Source organism: Nocardia sp. PE-7, from assembly GCF_030486425.1.
Lineage (GTDB): Bacteria > Actinomycetota > Actinomycetes > Mycobacteriales > Mycobacteriaceae > Nocardia > Nocardia salmonicida_A.
Genome location: NZ_CP129614.1, coordinates 2,694,067 through 2,717,193 on the forward strand (window position 1 = coordinate 2,694,067; position 23,127 = coordinate 2,717,193).

Here is a 23,127-nt window from a genome sequence, read left to right on the forward strand (position 1 = left end):
GGAAGCACTGCCCTCGACATCATGGCGTTGGTCCTCAACCGCGTCACCGAGTTCTGGAACTGGATGGCGACCGGATCGTCGGGATTCCCGCCGCTGTGATCGGCTGAGATCACGCTGTTTCTGTGAAACCCCTGGAGGCCGTTGGCTTTCGGGGGTTTCGCCGTTCATCGACGCGCGAGCCGATCGTAGAGTGGGCTGATGACGACGGTGGGGACGCGCGCGACGGTTCAGGTGCCACGGCGATGGTCGGTGTCGATGTGGGTCACCACCGGGTTCGCGGCGGTGGCGATCGCGGTGACGCTCGTGGTCGACGCCACCCACATCGACCTTCTCGGCTGGGTTGTCGCGGTAGTGCTGCTGCTGGCCTGCGGGCTGTCCTGGATGATCCTGGCGCCGATCGGGTGTGCTCGGTACCGGGCTTTTCGGGCCGTCGTCGTCGCCCCGGTGGTGGTGATCGTCGGACTGGGCCTGGTGTGGTTCGGGGTGCCGGAGAAAGTGGGATGGTGGCTGTCGTCGGCAGCGATGACCGATGCCGCCCGGAATTGCCGGGAATCGGAGGGTCAGTGGTTCGGTGTCATTCGGGCCACTGGCGTCAGGCCCGACGACGGGGGATGCCAGTTCACTATCGATGACATGGCGATTGTCGGCGGCTTGGCCTACTTCCCGCCGGGAACTCCGCCGCCGGACCACGGCGGTGCGGGATATGAACCCGTCTATACGCCCTATGACGGAAATTGGTACCGATTCGCGGTGACGCTGCACGAGCACCCCTGACCGCAGTGCCGCGTGCCCGATTCGTGTCGTACCCCGGCGTTACCGTTGTCGCACAACCCGAGTCGAGGGAGGGTGGCGATGGCCGAGAATGTGCGAGAACGTGCGCAGCGCCCGGAAGATCTGAGCCGGCTGGTGGTCGAGCGATTGAACGCCGGTGATGTGGACGGTCTCGTCGAGCTGTACGAGTCCGACGCGGTGCTCGCGCTGCCGGATGGGGTCGTCGCGACCGGGGTGGATCAGATCCGGGCAGCCTACGCGCGACTGGTCGCCGATCGACCCGTGTTCCAACCGGGTCACCAGGCGCCCGCCCTGCTCGCGGGCGATTTGGCTCTGACATCGTCGCGTCTGCCCGGTGGACCCGGCGCGACCGTGGAGGTGGCACGCAGGCAGCCCGACGGCAGCTGGCGCTGGATCCTCGATCAACCGAACGCGCCCTGGGTGGTCGGCGCACCGGAAAGTCGGTCGAACGTGCCCGGATGATCAGTTCGGGTTCAGGCCGGTCGCGAAGACGACGACGACCTTGTCGTCGGTCACCTCGCTGACACGGACATCGGTGCCGTTGCTGGCCTGGGACTGGCCGACCGGAACCGTGATCTGCTGGCCACCGACGCTCAGGGTGACCATGTCACCGTTCACGGCGACGAGTTCGGCGTCGATACCGAGGATCGAGGCCTTGGCGCTCACGCCCCGGTCGAAGGTGACGGTGCAGCCGCTCACGGTGCACTCGGAGGTGGAGCCGGGTCCGGTCATGGTGCACGCGGAAACGGCGAGAGGAAGCAGGAGGGCGAACGCGGAAAGCGCGATCAGCCGACGAACGGGCATGGCAGTCAGTGTAGTGCGTCGAAGGCGCAACGGAACGGTCTCACCAGGTTGCTCGCCGATCACACCGGGAATACCGTCGCTGTGAGGTAGCCGGCATCGCAGGCAGCGATGCCGATCGTGCCGGGCGAGATCGGGAGGTGGCGCACCATGATCGCGAGCGAGATGACCGTTGCCAGCCGCTGGTGGTGGCGTCCGGGGTGGACACCGGGTCGTTCGTTCTACGACTGGCAGATCGCGCCGAGCCAGCCGGTCGCCGACAAACTGCTCGAGATCTTCGCGCCCACCCTCTCGCGGCTGCCCGGCCTCGAACAGGTCGACGCCGCGCGGCTGCGGATCGGTGTGCAGGGCATCGGGTTCGCCGACGGGGTCAAAGGGGTGCACCTGGCGGCCCTGGTGGCAGGCGCGCGCGATCTACTCGCCGAGCTCGCGCCGTTCCAACTCGCGTTCGGACCGCCGGAGGTCACCGCCGAGTCGATCCGATTGCCCATCACCGTCTCGGACGAACTGCTGCGGGTGCGCGCGGATCTGACCGACGCGCTGACTCAGGTGTGGATTCGGGAACGGATCCCCGACTACGGGGAGCCGCTGCGCCCCTACCTGGCGCTGGCCCAGGCGACCCAGCCGACACCGGTCCACGAGATCCGCACCGCGCTCGCCGAGGACGGGTTTACCGACTTCGCCCTCGACGACACGGTGTCCGCGGTCTCGATGGTGGAATTGCAGTGCGAGGACGGACGATACGACTGGTCCGATGTCAGCACCGCCGACCTCCTGCGCGAACCGGAGCCGGTCGTCGAACGGAGTGTGTTCGACGACCCGCTGTTCGGCGCGCTGCGAGACCCGATACCACCCACGCTCAAGGGTTGAGGCGCGGGGGCGGCGCACCGTGCGGGAGTCGCGGCCCCACCGCGACCCGGGCGCCCGCGGTGCGACCGTGCCCCCAACCGAGTTTCTCGCGATACCGGCCGATGTGCTCGGTGGGCACCGCCGCGTCCGGCGGCAGCGGCGTGACCTCGGGCGCGACATAGAGGGCATCGGTCGGGCAGTACGCCTCGCACATGAAGCAGGTCTGGCAGTCCGATTGCCGCGCGATAACCGGGATCCCGCCGTCGACGCGATCGAAGACATTGGTGGGGCAGGCCGTCACGCATTTGTCGCAGCCGATGCAGTCCTGCGCTCGCAGCAGTTCGATCACGACGCCACCGCCAGACCCGAGTTGCGGGTGCCCGCCGGGTCGACCCACGGCTCGTCGAGCCCACCCGACAGCAGGTGGTGATGCTGTGCCGGATCGAGATCGGGATGATCGGCGCGTTTGCTCATCCCGCGAGTCTCGGTGCGTGCCAACGCGGATCGGTACATGAGGCGCCCGACCGCGGTGATCGCCGCGGCCTGCCGGGCCCTGACCCGTTCGTCGCCGGTCGCGCCGCCCAGACCCGCCGACGCGGCATCCCACAGTTCATCGAGCCGGGCCAGAGCGGGGCGCATCCGGTCACCGTGGCGCAGATAGTTCTTCTCGAAGGGGATCAACTCGTCCTGCGCGGCGGTGACGACGTCGGTCGCGGTGACCGACGGTGATTCGGTGGGGCGCAAACCGACTCCACCGATCCCGTGCACCGCACCACCGGACCGGCCTGCTGTCGTGGCATAGTGCGCGGCGCCCGCACCCGCCCAGCTCCCCGACGACATCGCCCACGCGGCGTTATGGCTACCACCGCCGGTGAAACCACCACAGATCCGTTCGCGGGTGGCCGCGTCGCCCGCGACGTAGAGGCCGGGAACCGTTGTCGCGCAGTGGTCGTCGACGACATCGATGCCGCCGGTGCCGCGCACGGTGCCCTCGGCGAGCAGGTCGACCTCGAATCGGTCGGTGAACGGATCGATACCGCGCCGGTCGAACTGCAAGAAGAAGTTCGGCTGACCCACCCGCATCTGCGCCTGCACGGTGTCATCCGCGCGATCGAGCTGTGCGAACACCTTCTCCTGCAAGAGGGTTCGGGCGATCACCGAGCGGCCCTTGGTCGACCCGGCTTCCTCGAGCACCCGGCCGTCCTCGCCGAAGAAGGTGGCATAGCCGTAGTAGGCGGTCTTGGTGATGGTGGAACCCTTGGGCACGATGGCATAGGCGTTGGAGAACTCCATGCCCGAAAACCGTGCGCCCGCTTCGGCCGCCATCAACGCGCCGTCACCGGTGTCGACATTGGTGCCCAGTGCGCGGGAGAGGAACGCGCAGCCGCCGGTGGCGAGCACTACCGCGCCTGCGGTGATCCGGTAGTCCCGATCCAGCTGACGCTGATAGCCCGCCGCGCCACGCACCGCGCCCGTCTCGTCGACGAGCAGTTCCAGGGCGGGGGAGTGATCGTGGACCTGCACGCCGAGCCGGGTGAGCCACGCCCGCATTCGGCGCATGTACTCCGGTCCTTGCACGCCGGTGCGCAACTGCGCACCGGTGGCCGGGTCCACCGGGAACGGGTAGCGGCCCTCGACGGCGAGCCGGTTCATGTTGGCGTAGGTCTGGTCGAGGACGCGATCCATCCAATAATGGTCGGCGAGGTGACCGCCGAGCGCCTCCCTGCTCGCTTTCGCGTTGGCACGGGCGTCGGCTTCGGGGGCCACGTACCAGACGCCGGTGCCGGAAGGCGCTGTGGCGCCGCTGGTTCCGCAGTAGCCCTTGTCGACCAGGATCACCTCGGCGCCTGCTTCACGGGCGTGGATCGCGGCCCAGGATGCCGCGGGACCGCCGCCGATGATGAGCACGTCGGTACTGGTGTGCCACGGTTCGGTCATGTGTGCTCCTGTGTGTGTCGGCGCGCGCCGCGCGCACGGTCGTGGCCACCGAGGGCCGGGGCGCGGTGCCCGCCACGAAGGTGCGGGCACCGCAACGGTTCTCAGGCGCCGGTGAACTTCGCGCCGGCGATCGGAGTGGAGGCCGCGCCGTCGACGCCGACCGGAATGTCGCCCTCGAGGGTGGTGCGGTAGAGGACCCGGGTGACGTCGAGGTGGTCGAGGTCGCTGGGGGCCAGGTGCGCGGTGGCGCGGTTGTCCCAGAAGGCGATGCTGCCCTTTTCCCAGCGGAAGCGGACGGTGTAGGCGGGGTGGGAGATCTCGTCGAACAGCAACTGCAACAGGGCATCGCTCTGGGGCGGGGTCAGGCCGAGGATCCTGGTGGTGAAGCCGGGGTTGACGAACAGCACACGCTCACCGGTCACCGGGTGCACGCGCACGACAGGGTGCTCGGTCACCAGCGGCGCGGCGGCGATCTTGCGGGCGTACTCGCTGCCCGCCTCCCACGGCGGAATCCGGCCACCGAAGCGGTGTTCGGCCCGCAGTCCGTCGAGGAAGGTCCGCAGCGATTCCGGCAGACCGGCGTAGGCCGCGGCCAGGTTGGTCCACTGGGTGTCGCCGCCGGTCTCCGGTGCGATCTCGGCGCGCAGGATCGAGGCCGCGGGCGGGTTGATCAGCGGCGAGACATCGGTGTGCCAGTGGTTGGTGTAGCTGAACTTCTTGCGGCCGAACTTCTTCTCGTAGAGACGACTGTCGACGGCGAGGATCTCCGGGTGCTCGGTGGGCGCGTCGTCGTCGTAGGGATGCGACGGGGTGACAGCGCCGAAGCGGCGGGAGAACGCGATCTGTTCGGCGTGGCCGATCTGCTGGTCGCGGAAGAACATCACCTTGTGCCGGTGCAGCGCCGCGGTGAGCTCGTCGACCTGGGCGTCGGTGAGTTCCTCGCGCAGGTCGACGCCGGTCACCTCGGCGCCGATGTGGCCTGCGACCTGGGTGATCTCGAGAGCGGTGCGGACGCGGGTGTTTTCGATGGTGGTCATGTCGGTGGTCCTTCGTGTGAAGTCTGTCGCCGGGTTGTGGGAGTCGTCATTCCCGACAGGAACTGCTCACCACCCGCATGAACTCGATATCGAGTCGTCGGGCCCGCATCAGGCGCTCACCCGTGAATCCTGTTCGGCGAACTGGCTTTCCACCGGAGCGAGCCCGTAATGACCGCGCAGTGTGGTGGATTCGTAATCGGTGCGGAACAGGCCGCGCTCCTGCAGGATCGGCACCACGCGGTCCACGAAATCGGCCAGGCCGCCGGGCAGGTAGGGAGCCATGATGTTGAATCCGTCGGCCGCGCCCGCGTCGAACCAGCTCTGCAGCTCATCGGCCACCTGTTCGGGGGTGCCGGCGAAAGTGCGGTGACCGCGCCCGCCGCCCAGCTTGCCGATGAGCTGACGCACGGTCAGGTCCTCGGATTCGGCCAGCTGCTTGACCAGCGTGAACCGGCTCTTGCCGCCCTCGATCTCGCTCTCGGCGGGCAGTGGCGGCAGCGGTGCGTCCAGCGCGTGTGCGGTCAGGTCGACGCCGAGCATCGAGGAGAGTTGGCGCAGTGCGTAATCGGGCGAGATCAGGTCGGTGAACTCCTGCTCGAGGGCCTTGGCCTCCTCGACAGTGTCGGCGATGAACGGCACCAGACCGGGCAGCACCTTCAAGTCGTCGTGTGCGCGACCGTATTTCGCCAGGCGCGACTTGAGATCGCGGTAGAACTGCACGCCCTCGTCGAGGGTGCGCTGCGCGGTGAACACGGCTTCGGCACGGTGCGCGGCGAACTCCTTGCCCGATTCCGAAGACCCGGCCTGCACCAGCAACGGACGACCCTGCGGTCCACGGGGGGAGTTCAGTGGGCCGCGCACACGGAACCGTTCGCCCGCGTAGTCGAGGGTGTGCACCCGGCTCGGGTCGGCGAAGACGCCGGTCTCGGTGTCGAGCACGATCGCCTCGGCTTCCCAGCTGTCCCACAGGGCCAGGGCCACGTCGACGAACTCCTCGGCGCGTTCGTAGCGGCGGGCGTGCTCGGGGATGGCGTCGAGCCCGAAGTTGTAGGCCTCGTCGACATTGCCGGAGGTGACGATGTTCCATCCGGCACGGCCCGCGCTGATGTGGTCGAGCGAGGCGAACTTGCGTGCGAGATTGAACGGTTCGTTGTAGCTGGTCGACGCGGTGGCGATCAGGCCGATCCGCTCGGTGACCGCGGCGATCGCCGACAGCAGGGTGATCGGTTCGAAAACGGTGAGGGTGTTGCGTTCGATCCGAGGGCCCACGGCGAGGGTGTCGGCGAAGAACACCGAGTCGAGCTTGCCGCGCTCGGCGATGCGCGCCAGTTCCTGGAAGTGGCGCACATCGAGCACGCGCTGCTCGTCGGTGCGCGGATGACGCCACGCGGCCTCGTGGTGCCCGACGCCCATCAGGAAGGCGTTGAGGTGAAAGGTTCTGCCAGACATGGTGATCTCCTGATCAGGCGTTGGTCGGTGAGGTGCGCCAGCGCGAGAGCCGGCGTTCCAGGGCGACGAGGGCGAAATTGAAACCGAGACCGATCAGCGAGATCGCCACGATCCCGGCGTACATCTGCGGAATCTGGAAGTTCTGCTGCGCGGCGGTGATGAGGTAGCCCAGACCGGCTCGCGCGCCGATCATCTCGGCGGCGATGAGGACCAGGATCGAGCCGGCCGCGGCCATCCGGATGCCGGTGAAGATGGACGGAATCGCCGCGGGCAGGATCACCTTCTGGAACAACCTCAGTGGCGAGAAGCCCAGCGACACGGCTGATTTCACGAGCAGCGGGTCGACGGTGCGCACGCCGGTGATGGTGTTGAGCAGGATCGGGAAGAACGTGGCGTAGCCGATCAGCGCGATCTTCGAGGTCTCGCCGATGCCGAGGATCAGCACGAACACCGGAAGCAGCGCGAGCGCGGCGGTGTTGCGGAACAGTTCGAGGACCGGATTGAGGAAATCCGACACCGGCTTGTACCAGGCGATGGCGATGCCGACCGGGACGGCGATCACCAGGGCGAAGGAGAAGCCGGTGACCGATCGGGTGAGGCTGGCCGAGGTGTGTTCGGCCAGCTGGCCGTTGCCCGCCAGCTCGAAGAAGGCCTGCACCACCGTGGAGAACGGCGGGAGGAAGACCTCGTCGACCAGACCGAACCGTGGCGCCAACTCCCACGCGCCGAGCAGCAGCGCGAAGGCGAGCAAGGGTTTGGCGATGCGAAGAACAGCGCTGCCTGCCGAGCCCGCTGCTCGGCTGAGCGCGGAGCGAGCGGCAGGCGCCGCGATGGGGGTAGCCGAGGGTGCGGCCGGTTCGGCGGCGACCTCGACGGGGCGGACGAGCAGGGGGACGGCGCTAGACATGGGCGGGACTCCTGTCGGTGGACGCGACCGCCGCGGCGGCCGTGGTGTCGTCGGCGGCGAGTTCCAGGCGCTGGGCCCGGCTCACCTCGCTCTGCAGTTCCGTCCAGATCCGATGGCGGTAGTCGCGGAACTGTTCGCTGGAGCGGACGTCGATATCGCCACTGCGGTCGATGTCGATATCGATCACGGCCTTGACCCGGCCGGGGCGTGAGGTGAGCACCGCGACGCGCTGGCCCAGATACACCGCTTCGTCGATACCGTGGGTGATGAACAGGATGGTCTTGCCGGTGGTGCGCCAGATCCGCAGGAGCTCGTCTTGGAGCGACTCCCTGGTCTGTGCGTCGAGCGCCGCGAACGGTTCGTCCATCAGCAGCACCTCGGGATCGAAGGCCAGGCTGCGGGCGATCGCCACGCGCTGCTTCATCCCGCCGGACAACTCGTGTGGGTACCGGTCGCCGAAGCCGGCCAGACCGACCAGCTCGAGGTAGTGCTCGGCGATCGCCTTGCGCTCCTTGCGAGCGATGCCCTTGGCCTCGAGGCCGAACTGGATATTGGCGCGGGCGGTGCGCCACGGCAGCAGCGCGTACTGCTGGAACACCACGCCGCGGTCCAGGCCGGGGCCGGTGATCGGGGCGCCGTCGAGCAGGATCTGTCCGGAGCTGGGCTTGCTCAGCCCACCCAGCAGATCGAGCAGCGTGGACTTGCCGGAGCCGCTGGGCCCGACCAGGACGAGGAACTCGCCTGCTTCGACCTCGATGGAGATGTCGTCGATCGCGGTGAACTTCTCGTCGCTGCCGCGCACGGCGAACTGTTTGCTCACCGAGCGCAGCGCGAGTTTGGCTGGGGTGCCGGTCATTTCGCGGCCACCACCTCTCCGGTCGGACCGCTGGTCGGCTGGTAGGTGCCGTTGGCGTAGGGGTTGTCCTTGTTGGTGAACAGGTCCTTGGCGACGATCTTGCCCTTGGGCAGTTCGCCGTTGCGCTCGAGCCAATCGATCCAGATCTGGATCTCCTTGTCCGCGATCACCGCGCCGGGGACCGGAATGCCGAGGCTGCGCCAGTAGTCGAGCAACTTGAGGTTCTCGTTGCGGCCGCGCTTGTTGATGATCTCGGTGAACTTCGCGACGACCTCATCGCGCGGTGTCAGCTGCAACCAGCGAGTTGCCCGTGCTGTGCCCTGCACGAAGTCCTTGACCGCCTCGGGGTTCTGCGCGATGTAGTCCTTGCGGAAAACGTAGGTGCCGTAGTCGAATTCGCCGAAGATGCCGGTGTCGGTGAACAGCGGGTGCAGGCCACCGCGGCCTACCGCGGTCTCGCGGTACACGCTGTTGAGCGCGCCGACGTCGATCTGCCCGCTGCGCAGTGCCTCCTCGGTGTTGACCGGCGGCACCACGATCAGCTGGACCTGCTTGATCTCGGCCTCGCTCAGTCCCTGCTGGTGCAGCCATTCGCGGGTGACGAACTCGTGGTGCGCACCGAGTGTGTTGACGCCGACCTTCTTGCCGATGAGGTCACGGGCATTGGTGATGCCCGCGTCGTCGCGGACGAAGTAGCCGGTGAACGACTTGGCGTCGGAGCCGTAGGAGCTGAGCACAGCCTGTACCGGCGCGCCGCCCGCGGCGAGCTTGACCACCGCGCCGTTGAACGCGCTGCCGAATTCGACCTGCTTGGTGGCGGCCGCCTGGATGTTGGCCGGGCCACTGGTGGTGTCGCCCTCCCACTGGAAGCTGATCTTGGTGAAGTAGCCCAGGTTGTCGGCGAGCTCGTACGGCGTGACCTGTCCGGTCTGTCCCTGGTAGCGCAGCACGGTCTTGCCGTCGGCGGTCGTCACCGCATCGGTGCCGCCGCACGCGGTGACGACCGCGAGGACGGCGGGTGCGACGAGCGCGGCGGCGAGCGCACGCAGCGGACGTCGTCGGAAGGTAGTGGACAACATGTTCGCGATTTCTTTCTACGGCGTGGGAGAACCGCACGACGGGCCACAACGGGCGCACGCCGCGACGATCCGCACACAAAGGACGGATTAACGGGGTATGGGAGAAAGTGGAGTTCGACGACGGAGGAATGTCGCCGCTATTTCAGCTGCGACAGAATCCGGGGGACAGGCGCATCAAGTCCACCGTACGACGGCGAACGAGCGCGGGGGATTCGATCATGGTTGGACCTTCGTGAAAGGGATCGGCAGAGGGGACGCCGTCTGGATTCAATAGTGCGTCAACAGATAACGACTCGGCAATACTGTTTCCACATCGTGAAAATCATGGTGCGTCGAATCCCTCACCTGCGGCCGCGGTATGGAAATAGGGACCGATACGCACCGCGATCTGATGGATGGCAGGCAGTACGGCGCGAACCAGATCGCGATCCAGACGCACCGCGCGCGCCTGCACGCCGATCGCGCCCCACACCTGTCGATCCGGCCCGAGGACCGGAACGGCGATCGCGCGGATCGGTTCGTCGCTGTCGATCTCCTCGGTGGCGAATCCGCGACGGCGGATGGTGTCGAACAGTTCGCCGTTGCCGCGGTCGAGTCCCGCGGTGGTGTGCGCGAGCAGCGCGTGACCGACGGCGCTGGTGCTCAACGGCCTGCGCTCCTGCGGAATCTGGTTGTGGCAGAAGTGGATCGGTGGCCGGGCCTGGAACACGGTGAGCGCCTCGTCGGCATCGGCGACACTGAGACTGACGGTGATCTTGATGCCGGCGGCCAACGCGTACAGGTGTGGCGCCGCGTCGTCGAGGCCGAGCCGCGACAGCGCGGGACGGGCCAGGCACGCCAGTCCGTGCCCGATCCGGTAGCGATCGGTCGCCGGGTCCTGCTCCAACAGCCTGCCGCGCACCAGTGCCTGCGCCAGCCGGAAGGTGGTGCTCACCGGCAGCCCTGCTCGCTGCGCCAATTCGCTCAGCGACAATTCGGGATCGCCGCCCTGAAAGCAGTTCAACACGTACACGGCACGGTCGACGGCTTGTGCGCCGGAACGTGGGGGTTCGGTCGCGGTCATAGCGGCCTCCTACTCCTACTCGACGCCGTGCCGAGAACTATCGCCATCGCGCTATCCAGGCGCAATGATTCGGCGCACCGGTGCGAGTAATTCACGACGGCCGATCGAATCCGGGTGAGAACAAACCTGTCGGCGCGGTGGGCTTGCGGGGAATCTGGAACGTGCACGCGCGGCTGAGGGTCCGCGCCGAATTGTGCGCGGAGAACGAGGTTTTCGATGAGCAATACCGAGCCAGGTGACGCGGTACCTCCCGTGGCGGACACGTCACCCGAGGACGAGGATCTGACCTCGCCGCCCGAGCAGCCGAGCGCTGGTCTGTCGCGGCGCACCTTGTTCGCCGGGGCAGGCGCGGCCGCGGCAGTGGTGGCCGGTGGCGGGCTCGCCGCCTGGCTGACGACTCGTCGCACGCCCGGGACGGGTGGGGTGAACCGTGCCATCAAGATCGGACACGGCGGCGGCATCTGCGAGGCGCCGCTGTTCGCCGCGCTGCACCAGGGGATCTTCGACAAACACGGTCTGACCGTGGAGGTCATCAAGACCGGTGGCGGCGAGATCAAGGACGCGGTCGGCGCGGGCAAACTCGACGCGGCGCCCGGCATCTTCTTCTCCTGGCTCAAGCCCATCGAGCAGGGCATCGACGCCAAACTGGCGGCCGGACTGCACGAGGGGTGCCTGCGCATCGTCGTGCCGCCGGACAGCCCGATCAAATCCGTCGCCGAGCTGCGCGGCAAGCCCGTCGGCGTCGGCGCCATCGGCGACTCGGCCATGTCGTTCTTCTCCCTCGACCTGCTCGACGCGGGCCTGAACCCGAGCGAGGACGTGGACTGGCGGGTCTTCGGCACCGACCAACTGCCCGACGCACTGGCCCGTGGCGAGATCGTCGCGATCGCGGCCAGTGACCCCATCGCGCTGCTGCCCACGCTGAAGGGCAAAGCGCGAGAACTGACCAACAACTCCCAGGGCGTGAACAAGCAGCACTACTGCTGCGCCACCGCGATCAACGGCAGATTGCTTCGTGACGACCCGGATGTGGCGCGAGCGCTGGTGACAGCGTGGGCGGAGGGCAGCCGATGGGTGGGCGCCAATATCGCCGGCGCCGCGGCGCTGCAGGTCGAGCACAAGTACGTCGCGGCCGAACAGCCGGTGGTGGAGTCCATCCTGGCCACCTACGGGTACAACCCGTCGGCTGCCAAGCTCAAAGCCGAGATCACCCCCGGTATCGCGAAATTCGCCAAGACCGGGTATCTCGATCGCAAGACCGACCCCGAGACGTTGGCGAACAAGGTCTACGTCGATCTCGGCCTGAAGTGGTGAGCCGTTGACCACGACAGCCACGCCGGTGGTCGCGGGGTCGACCGTGCGGGCGGCCCCGACGACGCTGCGCTATCCGCCGTCGCCGGGATTCGCTGTCACCTGGGCGATCTGGGCGCTCACCGCCGCCCTCACCTCGGCGGTCCCCGATCGGCTCGACGCCGCCGATCCCTTCGCCGTCGGGTTGCTGTTCGCGGGTGTCACGGTGGTCCTCGCGGGCTGGGCGATCGCGGGCTATCGACGTGCCGCCACCGCGGCGCTGCTGCGGGAATGGACGCCGTGGATCGGCGTGCTCGGTGCGTGGGTACTGGTGTGGGAGTGGACGACCGCCAAGACCGGGTGGTTGGTGCCACCGCATTTCGCCTCACCGCAGCACCTGCTGCTCGCCTTCTACGAGGACGCCGGGATCCTGGCGTCGAGCACCTGGCACTCGGTGCTGCTGTTGCTGATCGGATTCGCCATCGGCGCTGTCGCCGGTTTCGGCACCGGACTGGCGATGGGGTGGTCGAAAGTCGCGTCGTACTGGGGCAATCCGTTTCTCCAGTTCCTCGGGCCGGTGCCCGCGGCGACCCTGCTGCCGCTGGTGCTCGTGCTGTCACCGTCGACGTACTCGGGCAGCGTGTTCATGGTCGCGTTCGGCGTGTGGTTCCCGGTCGCGGTATTGACCCGTGCGGGGATCGCCGGGGTGGCGCGAGGGTACTTCGATGTCGCTCAGACGCTGGGCGCCACACCCCGTTTCCTGATCTGGCGGGTCGCGGTGCCCGGCGCGCTGCCGAGCATCTTCACCGGACTGTTCATGGGTCTGGGCGCCTCGCTGGCAGCGTTGGCGGTGGCCGAATTGCTGGGTGTGCGTGACGGTCTCGGCTGGTACATCCAGTGGACCAAGGGCTGGGCAGCCTACCCACGGATGTATGCCGCGATCATCATCATGGTGCTGGTCTGCCGGCTGTTGATGTTGATCTTGTTCCGGGTCCGTAACCGGGCATTGAGCTGGCAGAAGGATCTGGTGCGATGGTGAACGGTCTCCTCGCGGGCAGCGCGGTCGACATCGAGGGCGTCTCCCACCAGTTCGATGTCGCGGGTCCACGGCGACACGGTGTGCTCGACCGGTTGCTCGGTCGACCCGCACCGACGCCGACCCGTGCTCAGGAACTCGGCAGGCTGCGGGTCGTCACCGACATCACCCTGCGCATCGAGCCGGGCGAGTTCGTCGCCTTCCTCGGCCCGTCGGGCTGCGGCAAGTCGACCCTGTTGCGGTTACTGGCCGGACTCGATCGCCCCTCGCGCGGCAGCGTGCGGGTGGACGCGGACGAGGTGCGCGGGCCGGATCCACACCGGGCGTTGATGTTCCAGGACGCGACGCTGTTCCCGTGGCGCACGGTGGCCGAGAACGTGGCGCTGGGTCCGCAGGCTCGTGGCACGCTCGACGCCGACCGCGAGCGCATCGAAGAGGCGTTGCGGCTGGTCGGACTCGAGGGCTTCCGTGACAGTTTGCCCGCGCAGCTGTCCGGCGGTATGGCCCAACGGGTTTCACTGGCGCGGGCCCTGGTGAACCGGCCGCGCCTGTTCCTGCTCGACGAGCCGCTCGGCAAGCTCGACGCACTGACTCGCGCCACCCTGCAGCAGGAGATCTCCCGGCTGTGGCAGGCCGACGGCTTCACCGGGGTGCTAGTCACCCACGACGTCGACGAGGCGCTGCGCCTGGCCGACCGGATCGTGGTGTTCTCCCCGCGGCCCGGCAAGGTGATCGCCGAATTGCCGGTGGCGCTGGAGCGTCCGCGCGATCACGACGACCCCGACTATCTGCGACTGCGGCGTGAAGTGCTGCGGTTGCTCGGCGAGACAGGAAGGTCGGCGGCATGACCATCGACATCGAGGACACCCGGCGCACTGCCGCGGTGTTCGACTCCATCGACCAGGCCATCGGGCACACCCCGCTGGTCCGGTTGAACCGGATCACCGACGGCATCACCGCCACGGTGTACGTGAAGCTCGAATATCTCAATCCCGGTGGGAGCGTGAAGGATCGGGCGGCGCTGTTCATGCTCGACGCCGCCGAAGCCGCCGGGGAGCTACGGCCCGGTGGGGTCGTGGTGGAGGCGACCTCCGGCAACACCGGCATCGGGTTGGCGGCCATCGCGGCGGCGCGTGGCTATCGCACGGTGGTGGTCGTGCCGGACAAGTCCAGCCGCGACAAGATCGCGCTGTTGCGAGCCTACGGCGCCGAGGTTCATGTGACTCCCGGCGGTCGCCCGGTCGGGCACCCCGAGCACCTGCGCAGCGTCGGCCTGCGGTTGACCGAGGAGATCCCCGGTGCGTGGTTCGCGGGTCAGTACGACAACCCGGCCAACCCCACCGCGCACCGGGAAACCACCGGGCCCGAGATCTGGGCCCAGACCGCCGGCGCCGTCACGCACTATGTGGCGGGCATCGGCACCGGCGGAACCGTCAGCGGCACCGGGGAATTCCTCAAGGATGCGTCGGGCGGTCGGGTCCAGGTCGTCGGGGCCGATCCCGAGACGTCGGTGTACGGCGGCGGCGACGGTCGCGCCTGGTACGTCGAATCGGTGGGCCACTACCGGCATCCGGAAACCGAACTCGACGAATGGCCCCAGTCCTACCACACCGAGGTGATCGACCGGATCGAGCGGATCACCGACGGCGAATCGCTGCGAGTGCTGCACCGCCTGGCCAAGGAGGAGGGCCTGCTGCTCGGCGGTTCCTCCGGCACCGCGATCGCCGCCGCGCTGCGGGTGGCCCGTGGGCTCGGGCCCGAGGACGTGGTGGTGGTGATCGCGCCCGACTCCGGACGCGGCTACCTGTCGAAGTACTTCGACGACGGGTGGCTGGGGCAGTTCGGTTTTCCGTTGCTCGCGGCACACAGTGAGCTGACAGTCGGTGCGGCGCTCGGTGTGGTCGAGGGCGCCCGGTCGGCCGGGACCGGTTCGTCGGTGCTCGCCGAGGCCCGATTGCTCCCGTCGACAGCGACCGTGTCCTCGGTGCGCGGGGAACTCGCCTCGCGCCGATCGCTTCCGGTCGTCCTCGCCAGGCAGACCGCCGGGCCGGTCGTGGTCGCCGAGGTACTCGGCACCGCGACCCAGGCCCGGCTCGTCGGCGTACCCGACGAGGATCCGATCGAGGCGCATCTGGACCCGCCGCCCGCGTTCGTCGGCACCACCGAGCCGGTGGGTACCGCGGTGACCCGGCTCGCCGACTATCACGGTGAGGTGCTGGTGGTGCACGAAGGTCGAGTGGTCGGCGGAGCCGACGCCGCCGCGTTCGTTGCCGCTGTCGTGAGCGCGGGTGCGTCGTGAGGCGCACTGGATGGGCCGTACTGGGGGCGCTGGCCGGTGCGTCTGTGCTGTTGTACGCACCGGCCCAGGCGCACGTCACCGCCGTCGCCCCGGATGCGGCGCCCGGCGCCTATACCGTGGTGACGCTGCGGGTGCCCACCGAGTCCGCGACCGCGAGCACCGTCGGCCTCGAAGTGGATCTGCCGCGCGATCATCCGCTGGCAGTGGTGCGCAACGAGACGACGCCGGGTTGGGATGTGGCGTTGCGACGGAGCCGTCTCTCGGCACCGATCGACAACGGTCACGGCAAGCAGATCGATGAGGTGGTGTCGAAGGTGGCGTTCACCGCGCGACCGGGCAGTGGGGTGGCGCCGGGTGAGTTCGCCGAATTCCGCTTACTGGTCGGGCCGTTCCCGGAATCCGGTGTGCTCACACTGCCGACTCGCCAGACCTACAGCGACGGGACCGTGGTGGCCTGGATCGAGCAGAGCCACGACGGCACCGAGGCGGACAAGCCCGCGCCGGAGGTGCGGCTCGCCGGTGCCGAACACGCAGGGGGACACGGTAGTTCGCCTGCGGGGTCCGCGACGACGGCGCAGGCGGGCGGCGGTTGGGCGGGCTCGACCGCGCTCGGCGTATCGCTGGTCGCGCTGGGTGCGGCCGGGGCGGCTTTCCTGCGTGGTCGACGCACACATCCGCCGGTCGACACTTCCTCGGCGTCGTGATGGCGACGGTAGCGATGGGCGGCGAGGACATCCACTGGAATGGGCGCCGGTGGTGGGATCGGGTCGCCGTGGGGTTCACGAATCGGCAGGTGGTTCCGCCTTCGGGGTCGCCGAACGAGCCGCGCGAGCGGGAACCGGAATGGGAAAACGCGCTCGCCGCCTCGGTGTTCGCGTGGACGGCCTTCCTCGGTGGCTAGTGCCGCGCGAGCCGACCGCGGTGTGAGTCCGGCCCGGCATCGTCGGGCACGGTTCGCGGTCGGCACGCCACGGGCGGATCGAGTGCCGCTGACCGGACGTTCCTCGGGTCGTCATCGGCTGCGCTGGACGATCACCGTGTTCGTCGCACTCGTCTGGACGCTGGGTGCGGTCGGCACCGCGGCGGCCCATGCCGTGCTCGTCGGCACCGATCCCGGCTACGGCGCCGTCCTGACGCCCGGGCAGAGCCGGGTGTCGGTCACGTTCGACGAAGCCGTCACCGTGGCGGAGTCCGGTCTGACGGTGCTCGACCGCGACGGCGAGCGGGTGGCCACCGGCGAGATCCGCTACACCGACAACGACCACACCGTCTCCAGTGCGCTGCCCGCCGATCTTGCGGACGGCACCTACCTGCTCAGCTGGGTGATCCTGTCCGCCGACGGGCACACCGTCGGCGGCTCGAGCGTGTTCGGCGTCGGTGTCCCACCCGACACCACCCTCACCGCGCCGCCCCCGGATCCACTGGTGGCGGCACTGGACACGATGGTCCGTTTGCTCGCGGCCCTCGGGTACCTCGGCATCGTGTTCGGCGTCGGGGTGCCCCTGGTCGTGCTGGTGTGCGGCCCGGCGGCGCCCGAACTGGTTCGGCAGCTCGGTGTCGCCGGGGCGGCGACTGTCGCCGTCACGTCGGTCGCGGTCTTCGCGATCACCCCCGGTCGGCTCGGGGGAGCGGCGGGCTGGGCGGACCCGTCGGTGTGGGGCAGCGCGCTCACCTCGACGACCGGCGCCTCGGCGTCGGTTCGCGCCGTCGGTGCGATCTTGCTCGGCATCGGACTCGTGCCGATCACGAAGGTGATTGCCGCACAGCCACCTCGGGGCGCCTCGGTGCGGGCGCTCCTGCCGGCGGCAATGGGCGCGCTGACAGTCCTGATCGCCTCAGCGGCTTCCGGTCATGCGGTATCGGGCCCGAATCGTGTTGTGGCCGTGGCAAGTACGACCGGACATATCGCGGCCATGGCGGTGTGGGGCGGCGGCGTCGGCGCGGCCCTTCTCCTCTGGCGTGGCGCCGACCGTCTCGCGGCCCTGCGTCGTTTCGGTGCGCTCGCGATCACCGCCGTCGCGGTGCTCGCGGTGACCGGCACCGTGCAGGCGTTGCGCGCGGTGGAACCGCTAGCCGCGCTGTGGACTACCAGCTGGGGCCGGTTACTGCTGGTCAAACTCGCCTCGGTGCTGCTCGCGCTGGTTTTCGCGGCACTGATCCGCCGCCACCTGACCAGCGGCGAACTCCGTCCGATAGCGCTTCGCGTGGAAACGGCGACCCTGGGCATCGTGCTCGTGATCAGCGCCGTGCTGGCCGGAATCACCCCGGCCCGAGACGCCTACGACCCGCCGACGCATTCGACGGTGGCGCTGGGCCCGGTACGCGCCGCGCTCGACATCGACGGTGCAGGCGCCGGCGAACAGCAGCTCACCGTGCGGATCCTTGACACGACCGGAACTCCCCTCGACGTCCTCGACCTCACCGGCCGACTCACCCGCGACGACGACTCCCTACCCATCGGCCTCGAGTTCCGGCGAGTCACCCCCCGCGACCTCGCCCCGGACTACTTCCTCGCCAAAGCCCGCGTCCCGGTCAGCGGAGAATGGCGCCTGCGCCTCACCGTCACCATCGACCGCGGCACGGCCTACGCGGCGACGGTGCCCTACCGCGTCTGGTAGCCGACCTCGATCGCTCGCGTCGGGCGACATGGCAGGTCAGGCGTCGGACTCGTCGTCCTCGGTCGGATGCGGGGCGGTGGTGCCGGACAGGCGGATGACGCCCGCCTCGAGGTCCAAGTCGAGGTGGGGTTGGCCGTTGGAATCGCCGCTGCCTTCGTTCTGCAGCTTCTTACCTGGGAAGAGTTCGCCGATGATGCCCACGAGGTTCAGGATAGTCGCGGTAGCGACCTGGCCGCTCGGCCGGACGGCGGGGTCACGGCCGCTGGTCTGCCGGGCTCGGTGCGCGAAGTTCGGCTTCGAGCATGGCGACGATGCGGTCGAGTAGGGCTTCGAGGCGGGACTCGATGCCCGCGCCGTTGCGTGCTGACACGGTCAGGTGGGTGTGGCCGTCGAATTCGGTCAGCCCGAACAGCAGGGGCATGGCGACGCTGTGCTGTGGCAGGACGAACAGTCCGGTCGGGCGGAAGCCGGGCGCCGCGAGTTCCGCCGCGGTGAAGCGACCCATGTGGGACACGGTGGCCGAGGCCAGGTTGCGGCCGAGGCGGGCACCGAGCCAGTTCGTGGTGCGCAGCACGGCGCGGTTGATCGGGTCGGGTACCAGCGTGATGCGGGTGTTGGCGAGTTGATTCAGCTCGCGCCGCTCGTGCAGCCCCGTCTTGATCTGGTCCTTGATCGCAGTCCAGTCGCGGCCGGGTTCGATATCGAGGAACAGCGGCAGCGCGAGGTTGGCGGTGGAGCGCAGCGCGGGGTCGTGGCGACGGAGGTCGACGGGCATCATGATGCGCGAGATGCCCGGGGTCTCGGCGGCCAGCAGGGCACAGACGCGGGCCAGCGCGCCGGGGCCCGCGGCATCGATGCGCCGATGACGCAGCAGATGCGGGGCGAGATCACGATGCTGCTTGCCTCCCCCGACGGCCGCGCGGTAGCGCGGAACCATCGGCGTCGGCCTGCCCGGTGCGCCGACCCGCGCGACGAGCTCCTGGTCGGCGACCGGATCGAGGTGGGGAACGGGGTCGTCGCCGCGCAGTGCGCGCAGCACATTGGTCACCCACGCGACCATCCCGACGCCGTCCATCACGCCGTGGAAGACCCGGAAGATCAGCGTCGTCGATGCGCCGCTGAGCAACAGGACCTCGACGGTGGTGTCGGGGGTCGGCCCGATCTCACCGGTGAGGACCGGGTCGGTCTCGAGCGTGGGGTAGCTCAGGCGGTGGTCGGCTACCACCCGCACCGCCGGGGCGATCTCGCTGTCGATCCACTCGGCGCCGTGGCGTCGTAGTCGCGCGCCGGGAGTGACCGCCGCGGCCGCCGATACCGCTGTGCGCAATGACTGCGGTTCGATGTTGCCCTCACCGGGAACAACCAGCTGCATGAGTAACGGCGGTGCCAGCTCGCGCATCGGGAAATACATGCGCTCGGTTGTCGATACCGGCCGACGAAAAACGTTGCTGCCGTTCATGATTACCTTCTGCGAGTCGTTCTTTTCGGGTGCGCGGTCGCGCCGGGGGCTACTACAGATCGTCGGCGAGCGCTTCGATGCCGCCGTGTCGGTCGAGCCACGTGAGGAAATCGCTGAGACCGGTGTCGCGATCCACCACAGGCGTGTAGCCGAGATCGCGGCGAGCCGCGCCGGTGTCGTAGGTGGCGGTGCGCGTCATCAAGGCGACCGCGTAGCGCGACAGGGGAGGCGACCAGCGGTCGGCCACAGCCGGTATGCGCCAAAGGGTTTCGATGGCCGCGACCACCGTCGCCAGGACGCGAGGGTTCGGTCGGCGCGAAGGCGGCTGATACCCCAGCCGGGTCGCGACCTCGCCGAGGAATCCCCAGACATCGGTCTTCTCGGCATCGGCGATGAAGTAGGCCTTGCCGCCCACCGTGTCCGAGGTCAGCGCCAGTAGGCAGGCGTGCACGATGTTGTCCACGTGGCACAGCGAGGCCTCGATGGTGCGACCGTAGGACAGGTCGGGCAGGGATCCCGCGGCCGTGCGGTCGAGCAGCCGAACGATCGGTCCCGATCGGTCCCCGGCGCCCCAGATCGCTCTCGGGCGCAGCGCCACCGTCGTGAATTCCGGTGTGTCAGCGGCGAGTACGGCGCGCTCGGCCGCGGCCTTGGTCTCGGAGTAGTGGTTGAGATAGCGGCTCGGATACGGCAGCGATTCGTCGACGTCGACCTGATCGCCGCCGTCTCGTTCCATCAGGGCACTCGGACTCGAGATGAAGACGAACCGGCCCGCGCCACCGCGTCGCGCCGCGTCGAGCAGCAGTTCGGTGGCACGGACGTTCTCGGTCCAGAAGCGGTCCCTGGTGCCGCGTTCGTCGACCCGTGCGGCGCTGTGGATCACCACGTCCATCCCGCTGGTGGCGCGGCTCAGCGAGGCCGCGTCGGCGAGATCGCCGTAGACGACCGTGACGCGCGCCGCGGCGGGGCCGAGATCGTCGAGAACGCTGGTGCGCCGGACCAGGATCGAGACATCGTGGGTGCCCTCGGCGACCAGTGCGCGCACGATGGCGCCGCCGAGGAATCCGGACGCGCCGGTGACCAGGATCTTCATCGTCGCGAGTCCAGTTTCTTCGTGGCCCAGCGGGCGAGTTGTTCGCGGCCGATCTTGGCGTTGTGCCGGATGTCGACCGGGAAGCGCGGGTGTACGAGGAATTCGGCGATCGGGGCGAGAGTGTCGAATTCGGCGGCGCGCGTGCGCAATCGGGTGAGTGCGGCCGCCGCGTCGGCGCCGGGTTCGAGTTCTACACACAGCACCGGGCGCTGGGTGCCGGGGGCGCCGACACCGACCAGTGCCGTGCGCGCGACTCCCGTCACCGCGTTGAAGACCTGTTCGACCTGCACCGTGAACATCGGGCCGCGCGCGGTGGTGATCCGCTGACTCTTGCGTCCGCAGAACCAGATTCGCCCTTGCTCGTCGAGCCATCCCAGATCGCCGGTGCGATGCCAGATCTGCTCGCCGTCGGTGATCTTGCCCGCGGTGTTGGCGTGCGCGGGCCAGTAGTAGCGCGTGCTCACATTCGGGCCGGTGACCACGATCTCGCCCACTTCCCACGCGCCGAGTTGTTCGGTGTCGTCCCAGGTCGCGACCGGATCGTCGGTGATGGCAAGCAGCCGGACCCGCACTCGATCGGTGGGTCGACCGATGCAGGTGCCCTCGCCGCTCTTGGCTCGCTCGACCAGACCGGCGAGCAACTCCCGTGATTCGATGGTCGACATGGGCAAGGCCTCGGTCGAGCCGTATCCGGCGTAGATCTCGACATCGGGGCGCAAGACTTCACGCAACCCCGCGACACACCAGTGCGGAACGGGAGCGCCACCGGAGAAGATGCTGGTCAGCGAGTTCACGTCGACCGGATGTGCGCGCAACCGTTCCAGCAAGGGAATGAGCACCGCGGGTGAGGCGAACATGGTGCGCACGCCGAAGCGCTGGATCGCGTCGACCACGTGCGCCGGATCGGTCGAGCCGACCTTGCTCGGAATCAGCGGTGGCAGCACGCATCGCGATCCGAGGAGCAGGTCGAGGACGCCGACCAGCGGCAGTGTCACCAGGGAGGTGTCGGGGGGTGTGTGCCCGCGGGCAGCGTGTACCTGTTCCACCATGGCGGCGAGATTGCCGTGCGTCAGTTCCACGGCTTTGGCGGGACCGGTACTGCCGGTGGTGAAGCCGATGATCAGCAGTTCATCCGGATCGGCGGGTACCCGTTCGGGCAGAGCACCGGTCGGGCTGCGGTGATACGAGGCCAGTGTGGGTCCGCCCCAGAACCAGCGGCGCCCCACGGTCAGGGTGGTGCGCACCCGCCGGAAGCTGCGCGCAAACAGCACCCGCAGCGCGTGCGCCTGCGGGATGCCGATGAACGCTTCCGCTTCGACCGCGCGCAGGCAGTGCACCATGCGACGCACGCCCATGCCCGGATCGATCACCACCGGTACGGCGCCGATCTTCAACAGCGCGAACAGGATCGCGTACAGCTCCGGGCTCGGCAGCACGAGCACGATCGTGCGTGTGCCGGTGCCCACTCCGGAGTCGGTGAGGTGTTCGGCGATGGCGTCGGACCAGCGATCGAGGTCACGGTAGGTGATGCTGCGGTATTCGGGTAGCCCGTCGACGGTCGAGCCGTCGGGATGGATGACCGCCTCGCGGTCGGGCTCCGCGCGCGCGAGTTCCCGGAATCGGTCGATGGTCTGCCAGTAGGTCGCCGTCCTCACGCGGTGGGGTCCGCGGGAAGTCGGTACAGCGTGGCGGCCGCGGACGGGCCCGCGCCCGCCGCGACGAACAGCACATGGGTGTAGCCGACGAGCGTGCCCTCGGCGCTCGCGCGCGCGTAGGCCAGCGGCAGCGCGGCGGTGTGCGGGTCGCCCTCGGACAGGTCGGGCACCCGCACCGCGTCCTGGTCGATGCCGAGTGCGTCGGCGAGCCGCTTGGGGAAATGCGGGCTCGGGGTGGAGGCGATCAACGCGACGAAGGCGCCCTCGAAGTCGGCGAGCGCGGACCGTGCGACGTCGGTGGCGACGGTGAGGATTCGGTCCTCGTAGTCGGGTTCGCGTTCGACGGTCATCAGTGCGCGGCCGACGGTGCCCATGGCGGTGGTGTCGACGTAGGCCTGTCCCGCGGGAGTGCCGGGCGCGGTGGCGGTGTGCACCGGACCGAAGCCCTCGGGGCCGTCCACCTGCTCGAGCAGCAGCGCGGCACCCGCGGTGGCGTAGGGGAATTCGGCGTCGGCGCTCGACCTCGTCATCGAGGGATGGGTGTCGCCCGCGACGATCAGGACGTGCTCGGTACTGCCGGTCGCCAGCACCGAGCTTGCCACCTGCACGGCATTGACGACGCCGACCGCGCCGTTCATCAGGTCGAAGGAGAATGTCCGCGGATCGGACCTGGTGTAGTCGAGCCCCACGCCCGCTGCCTTCTGGATCAGCGCGGCCACCGCCGGTTCGACGGTGTTCGAGTCGCGGAAGATCCCGGTGTTGATCAGCACGCCGACCTGGTCGGGGCGCACACCGGCCTGTTCGAGGCACAGGCGGGCGGCGCGGCCGCTGTGTTCTACGACGCTGTGGGTGTCGGTGGATCTGCTGGTTCCGGTGGAACGGATACGGATGCCCATGGCGAAAACC

Annotated in this window: 24 protein-coding genes; 10 read left to right on the forward strand and 14 right to left on the reverse strand. The window is 68.7% G+C overall.

What is annotated here, in order from left to right; genetic code table 11:
• Positions 1 to 198 precede the first annotated feature (198 nt).
• Positions 199 to 774: a hypothetical protein gene (locus QX204_RS12565; protein WP_301906891.1), complete on the forward strand. Its 576-nt coding sequence runs from the start codon at positions 199 to 201 to the stop codon at positions 772 to 774.
• A gap of 78 nt (positions 775 to 852) precedes the next feature.
• Complete coding sequence (locus QX204_RS12570; protein ID WP_301906892.1) at positions 853 to 1,254, forward strand: YybH family protein; 402 nt, start codon at positions 853 to 855, stop codon at positions 1,252 to 1,254.
• Here QX204_RS12570 and QX204_RS12575 read toward each other — a convergent pair whose 3' ends face one another.
• Positions 1,255 to 1,596 carry an LSm family protein gene (locus tag QX204_RS12575; protein WP_301906893.1) on the reverse strand — a complete coding sequence of 114 codons (342 nt, stop codon included), beginning with the start codon at positions 1,594 to 1,596 and terminating at the stop codon, positions 1,255 to 1,257. It lies immediately after the preceding gene.
• A 147-nt stretch (positions 1,597 to 1,743) separates the two neighbouring features.
• Here QX204_RS12575 and QX204_RS12580 point away from each other — a divergent pair, with 147 nt between their 5' ends.
• Positions 1,744 to 2,463 carry a 2'-5' RNA ligase family protein gene (locus QX204_RS12580; protein WP_301906894.1) on the forward strand — a complete coding sequence of 240 codons (720 nt, stop codon included), beginning with the start codon at positions 1,744 to 1,746 and terminating at the stop codon, positions 2,461 to 2,463.
• On the opposite strand, the gene QX204_RS12585 is transcribed toward QX204_RS12580, so the two are convergent.
• From QX204_RS12585 to QX204_RS12620, 8 genes are all read right to left on the reverse strand, one after another.
• Positions 2,453 to 2,791, reverse strand: coding sequence for a 4Fe-4S dicluster domain-containing protein (locus tag QX204_RS12585; RefSeq protein ID WP_301906895.1), 339 nt, complete (start codon positions 2,789 to 2,791; stop codon positions 2,453 to 2,455). The genes QX204_RS12580 and QX204_RS12585 overlap by 11 nt on opposite strands.
• Entirely contained in the window at positions 2,788 to 4,380 is a 1,593-nt protein-coding gene (locus tag QX204_RS12590; RefSeq protein ID WP_301906896.1) for an FAD-dependent oxidoreductase, read from the reverse strand. Before QX204_RS12590 ends, QX204_RS12585 begins: the two co-directional genes overlap by 4 nt.
• A gap of 101 nt (positions 4,381 to 4,481) precedes the next feature.
• Positions 4,482 to 5,417: a TauD/TfdA dioxygenase family protein gene (locus QX204_RS12595; protein ID WP_301906897.1), complete on the reverse strand. Its 936-nt coding sequence runs from the start codon at positions 5,415 to 5,417 to the stop codon at positions 4,482 to 4,484.
• 108 nt (positions 5,418 to 5,525) lie between these two features.
• Positions 5,526 to 6,866, reverse strand: a complete 1,341-nt coding sequence (locus tag QX204_RS12600; RefSeq protein WP_301906898.1) for an LLM class flavin-dependent oxidoreductase — start codon at positions 6,864 to 6,866, stop codon at positions 5,526 to 5,528.
• A gap of 13 nt (positions 6,867 to 6,879) precedes the next feature.
• Positions 6,880 to 7,773 carry an ABC transporter permease gene (locus tag QX204_RS12605; RefSeq protein ID WP_301906899.1) on the reverse strand — a complete coding sequence of 298 codons (894 nt, stop codon included), beginning with the start codon at positions 7,771 to 7,773 and terminating at the stop codon, positions 6,880 to 6,882.
• On the reverse strand, positions 7,766 to 8,629 hold the full coding sequence (locus QX204_RS12610) for an ABC transporter ATP-binding protein (protein WP_301906900.1): 864 nt from the start codon (positions 8,627 to 8,629) through the stop codon (positions 7,766 to 7,768). The genes QX204_RS12605 and QX204_RS12610 overlap by 8 nt, the downstream gene beginning before the upstream one ends.
• Positions 8,626 to 9,708, reverse strand: coding sequence for an ABC transporter substrate-binding protein (locus QX204_RS12615; RefSeq protein ID WP_301906901.1), 1,083 nt, complete (start codon positions 9,706 to 9,708; stop codon positions 8,626 to 8,628). The genes QX204_RS12610 and QX204_RS12615 overlap by 4 nt, the downstream gene beginning before the upstream one ends.
• Positions 9,709 to 10,030: 322 nt before the next feature.
• Positions 10,031 to 10,771 (reverse strand): IclR family transcriptional regulator, encoded by a 741-nt coding sequence (locus tag QX204_RS12620; RefSeq protein ID WP_301906902.1) that lies wholly within the window; start codon positions 10,769 to 10,771, stop codon positions 10,031 to 10,033.
• A 216-nt stretch (positions 10,772 to 10,987) separates the two neighbouring features.
• On the opposite strand from QX204_RS12620, the gene QX204_RS12625 reads away from it, so the two are divergent.
• From QX204_RS12625 to QX204_RS12655, 7 genes are all read left to right on the forward strand, one after another.
• Positions 10,988 to 12,085, forward strand: coding sequence for an ABC transporter substrate-binding protein (locus tag QX204_RS12625; protein ID WP_301906903.1), 1,098 nt, complete (start codon positions 10,988 to 10,990; stop codon positions 12,083 to 12,085).
• Positions 12,086 to 12,089: 4 nt separating this feature from the next.
• The gene (locus tag QX204_RS12630) at positions 12,090 to 13,100 is read left to right on the forward strand and encodes an ABC transporter permease (protein WP_301906904.1); all 1,011 of its coding nucleotides are present in this window, start codon (positions 12,090 to 12,092) and stop codon (positions 13,098 to 13,100) included.
• A complete protein-coding gene (locus tag QX204_RS12635; protein WP_301906905.1) occupies positions 13,094 to 13,945 on the forward strand; it encodes an ABC transporter ATP-binding protein in 852 nt (283 codons plus the stop codon). The genes QX204_RS12630 and QX204_RS12635 overlap by 7 nt, the downstream gene beginning before the upstream one ends.
• Positions 13,942 to 15,396 (forward strand): PLP-dependent cysteine synthase family protein, encoded by a 1,455-nt coding sequence (locus QX204_RS12640; RefSeq protein ID WP_301906906.1) that lies wholly within the window; start codon positions 13,942 to 13,944, stop codon positions 15,394 to 15,396. The genes QX204_RS12635 and QX204_RS12640 overlap by 4 nt, the downstream gene beginning before the upstream one ends.
• The gene (locus QX204_RS12645) at positions 15,393 to 16,100 is read left to right on the forward strand and encodes a YcnI family copper-binding membrane protein (protein ID WP_301906907.1); all 708 of its coding nucleotides are present in this window, start codon (positions 15,393 to 15,395) and stop codon (positions 16,098 to 16,100) included. The genes QX204_RS12640 and QX204_RS12645 overlap by 4 nt, the downstream gene beginning before the upstream one ends.
• Positions 16,097 to 16,297: a hypothetical protein gene (locus QX204_RS12650; RefSeq protein ID WP_301906908.1), complete on the forward strand. Its 201-nt coding sequence runs from the start codon at positions 16,097 to 16,099 to the stop codon at positions 16,295 to 16,297. Before QX204_RS12645 ends, QX204_RS12650 begins: the two co-directional genes overlap by 4 nt.
• Positions 16,298 to 16,379: 82 nt before the next feature.
• Positions 16,380 to 18,014, forward strand: coding sequence for a copper resistance CopC/CopD family protein (locus tag QX204_RS12655; RefSeq protein WP_301906909.1), 1,635 nt, complete (start codon positions 16,380 to 16,382; stop codon positions 18,012 to 18,014).
• A gap of 36 nt (positions 18,015 to 18,050) precedes the next feature.
• Here the strand turns inward: QX204_RS12655 and QX204_RS12660 are convergent, their stop codons facing one another.
• Genes QX204_RS12660 through QX204_RS12680 form a run of 5 tightly spaced genes read right to left on the reverse strand, consistent with a single transcriptional unit; the run spans position 18,051 to position 23,117 of the window.
• A complete protein-coding gene (locus QX204_RS12660; protein ID WP_301906910.1) occupies positions 18,051 to 18,215 on the reverse strand; it encodes a hypothetical protein in 165 nt (54 codons plus the stop codon).
• 52 nt (positions 18,216 to 18,267) lie between these two features.
• The gene (locus QX204_RS12665) at positions 18,268 to 19,473 is read right to left on the reverse strand and encodes a peptide synthetase (RefSeq protein ID WP_301906911.1); all 1,206 of its coding nucleotides are present in this window, start codon (positions 19,471 to 19,473) and stop codon (positions 18,268 to 18,270) included.
• A 52-nt stretch (positions 19,474 to 19,525) separates the two neighbouring features.
• On the reverse strand, positions 19,526 to 20,566 hold the full coding sequence (locus tag QX204_RS12670; RefSeq protein WP_301906912.1) for an NAD-dependent epimerase/dehydratase family protein: 1,041 nt from the start codon (positions 20,564 to 20,566) through the stop codon (positions 19,526 to 19,528).
• Positions 20,563 to 22,221: a fatty acid CoA ligase family protein gene (locus QX204_RS12675; RefSeq protein ID WP_301906913.1), complete on the reverse strand. Its 1,659-nt coding sequence runs from the start codon at positions 22,219 to 22,221 to the stop codon at positions 20,563 to 20,565. The genes QX204_RS12670 and QX204_RS12675 overlap by 4 nt, the downstream gene beginning before the upstream one ends.
• Entirely contained in the window at positions 22,218 to 23,117 is a 900-nt protein-coding gene (locus QX204_RS12680) for a beta-ketoacyl-[acyl-carrier-protein] synthase family protein (protein WP_301906914.1), read from the reverse strand. Before QX204_RS12680 ends, QX204_RS12675 begins: the two co-directional genes overlap by 4 nt.
• Between the last annotated feature and the right edge of the window lie 10 nt (positions 23,118 to 23,127).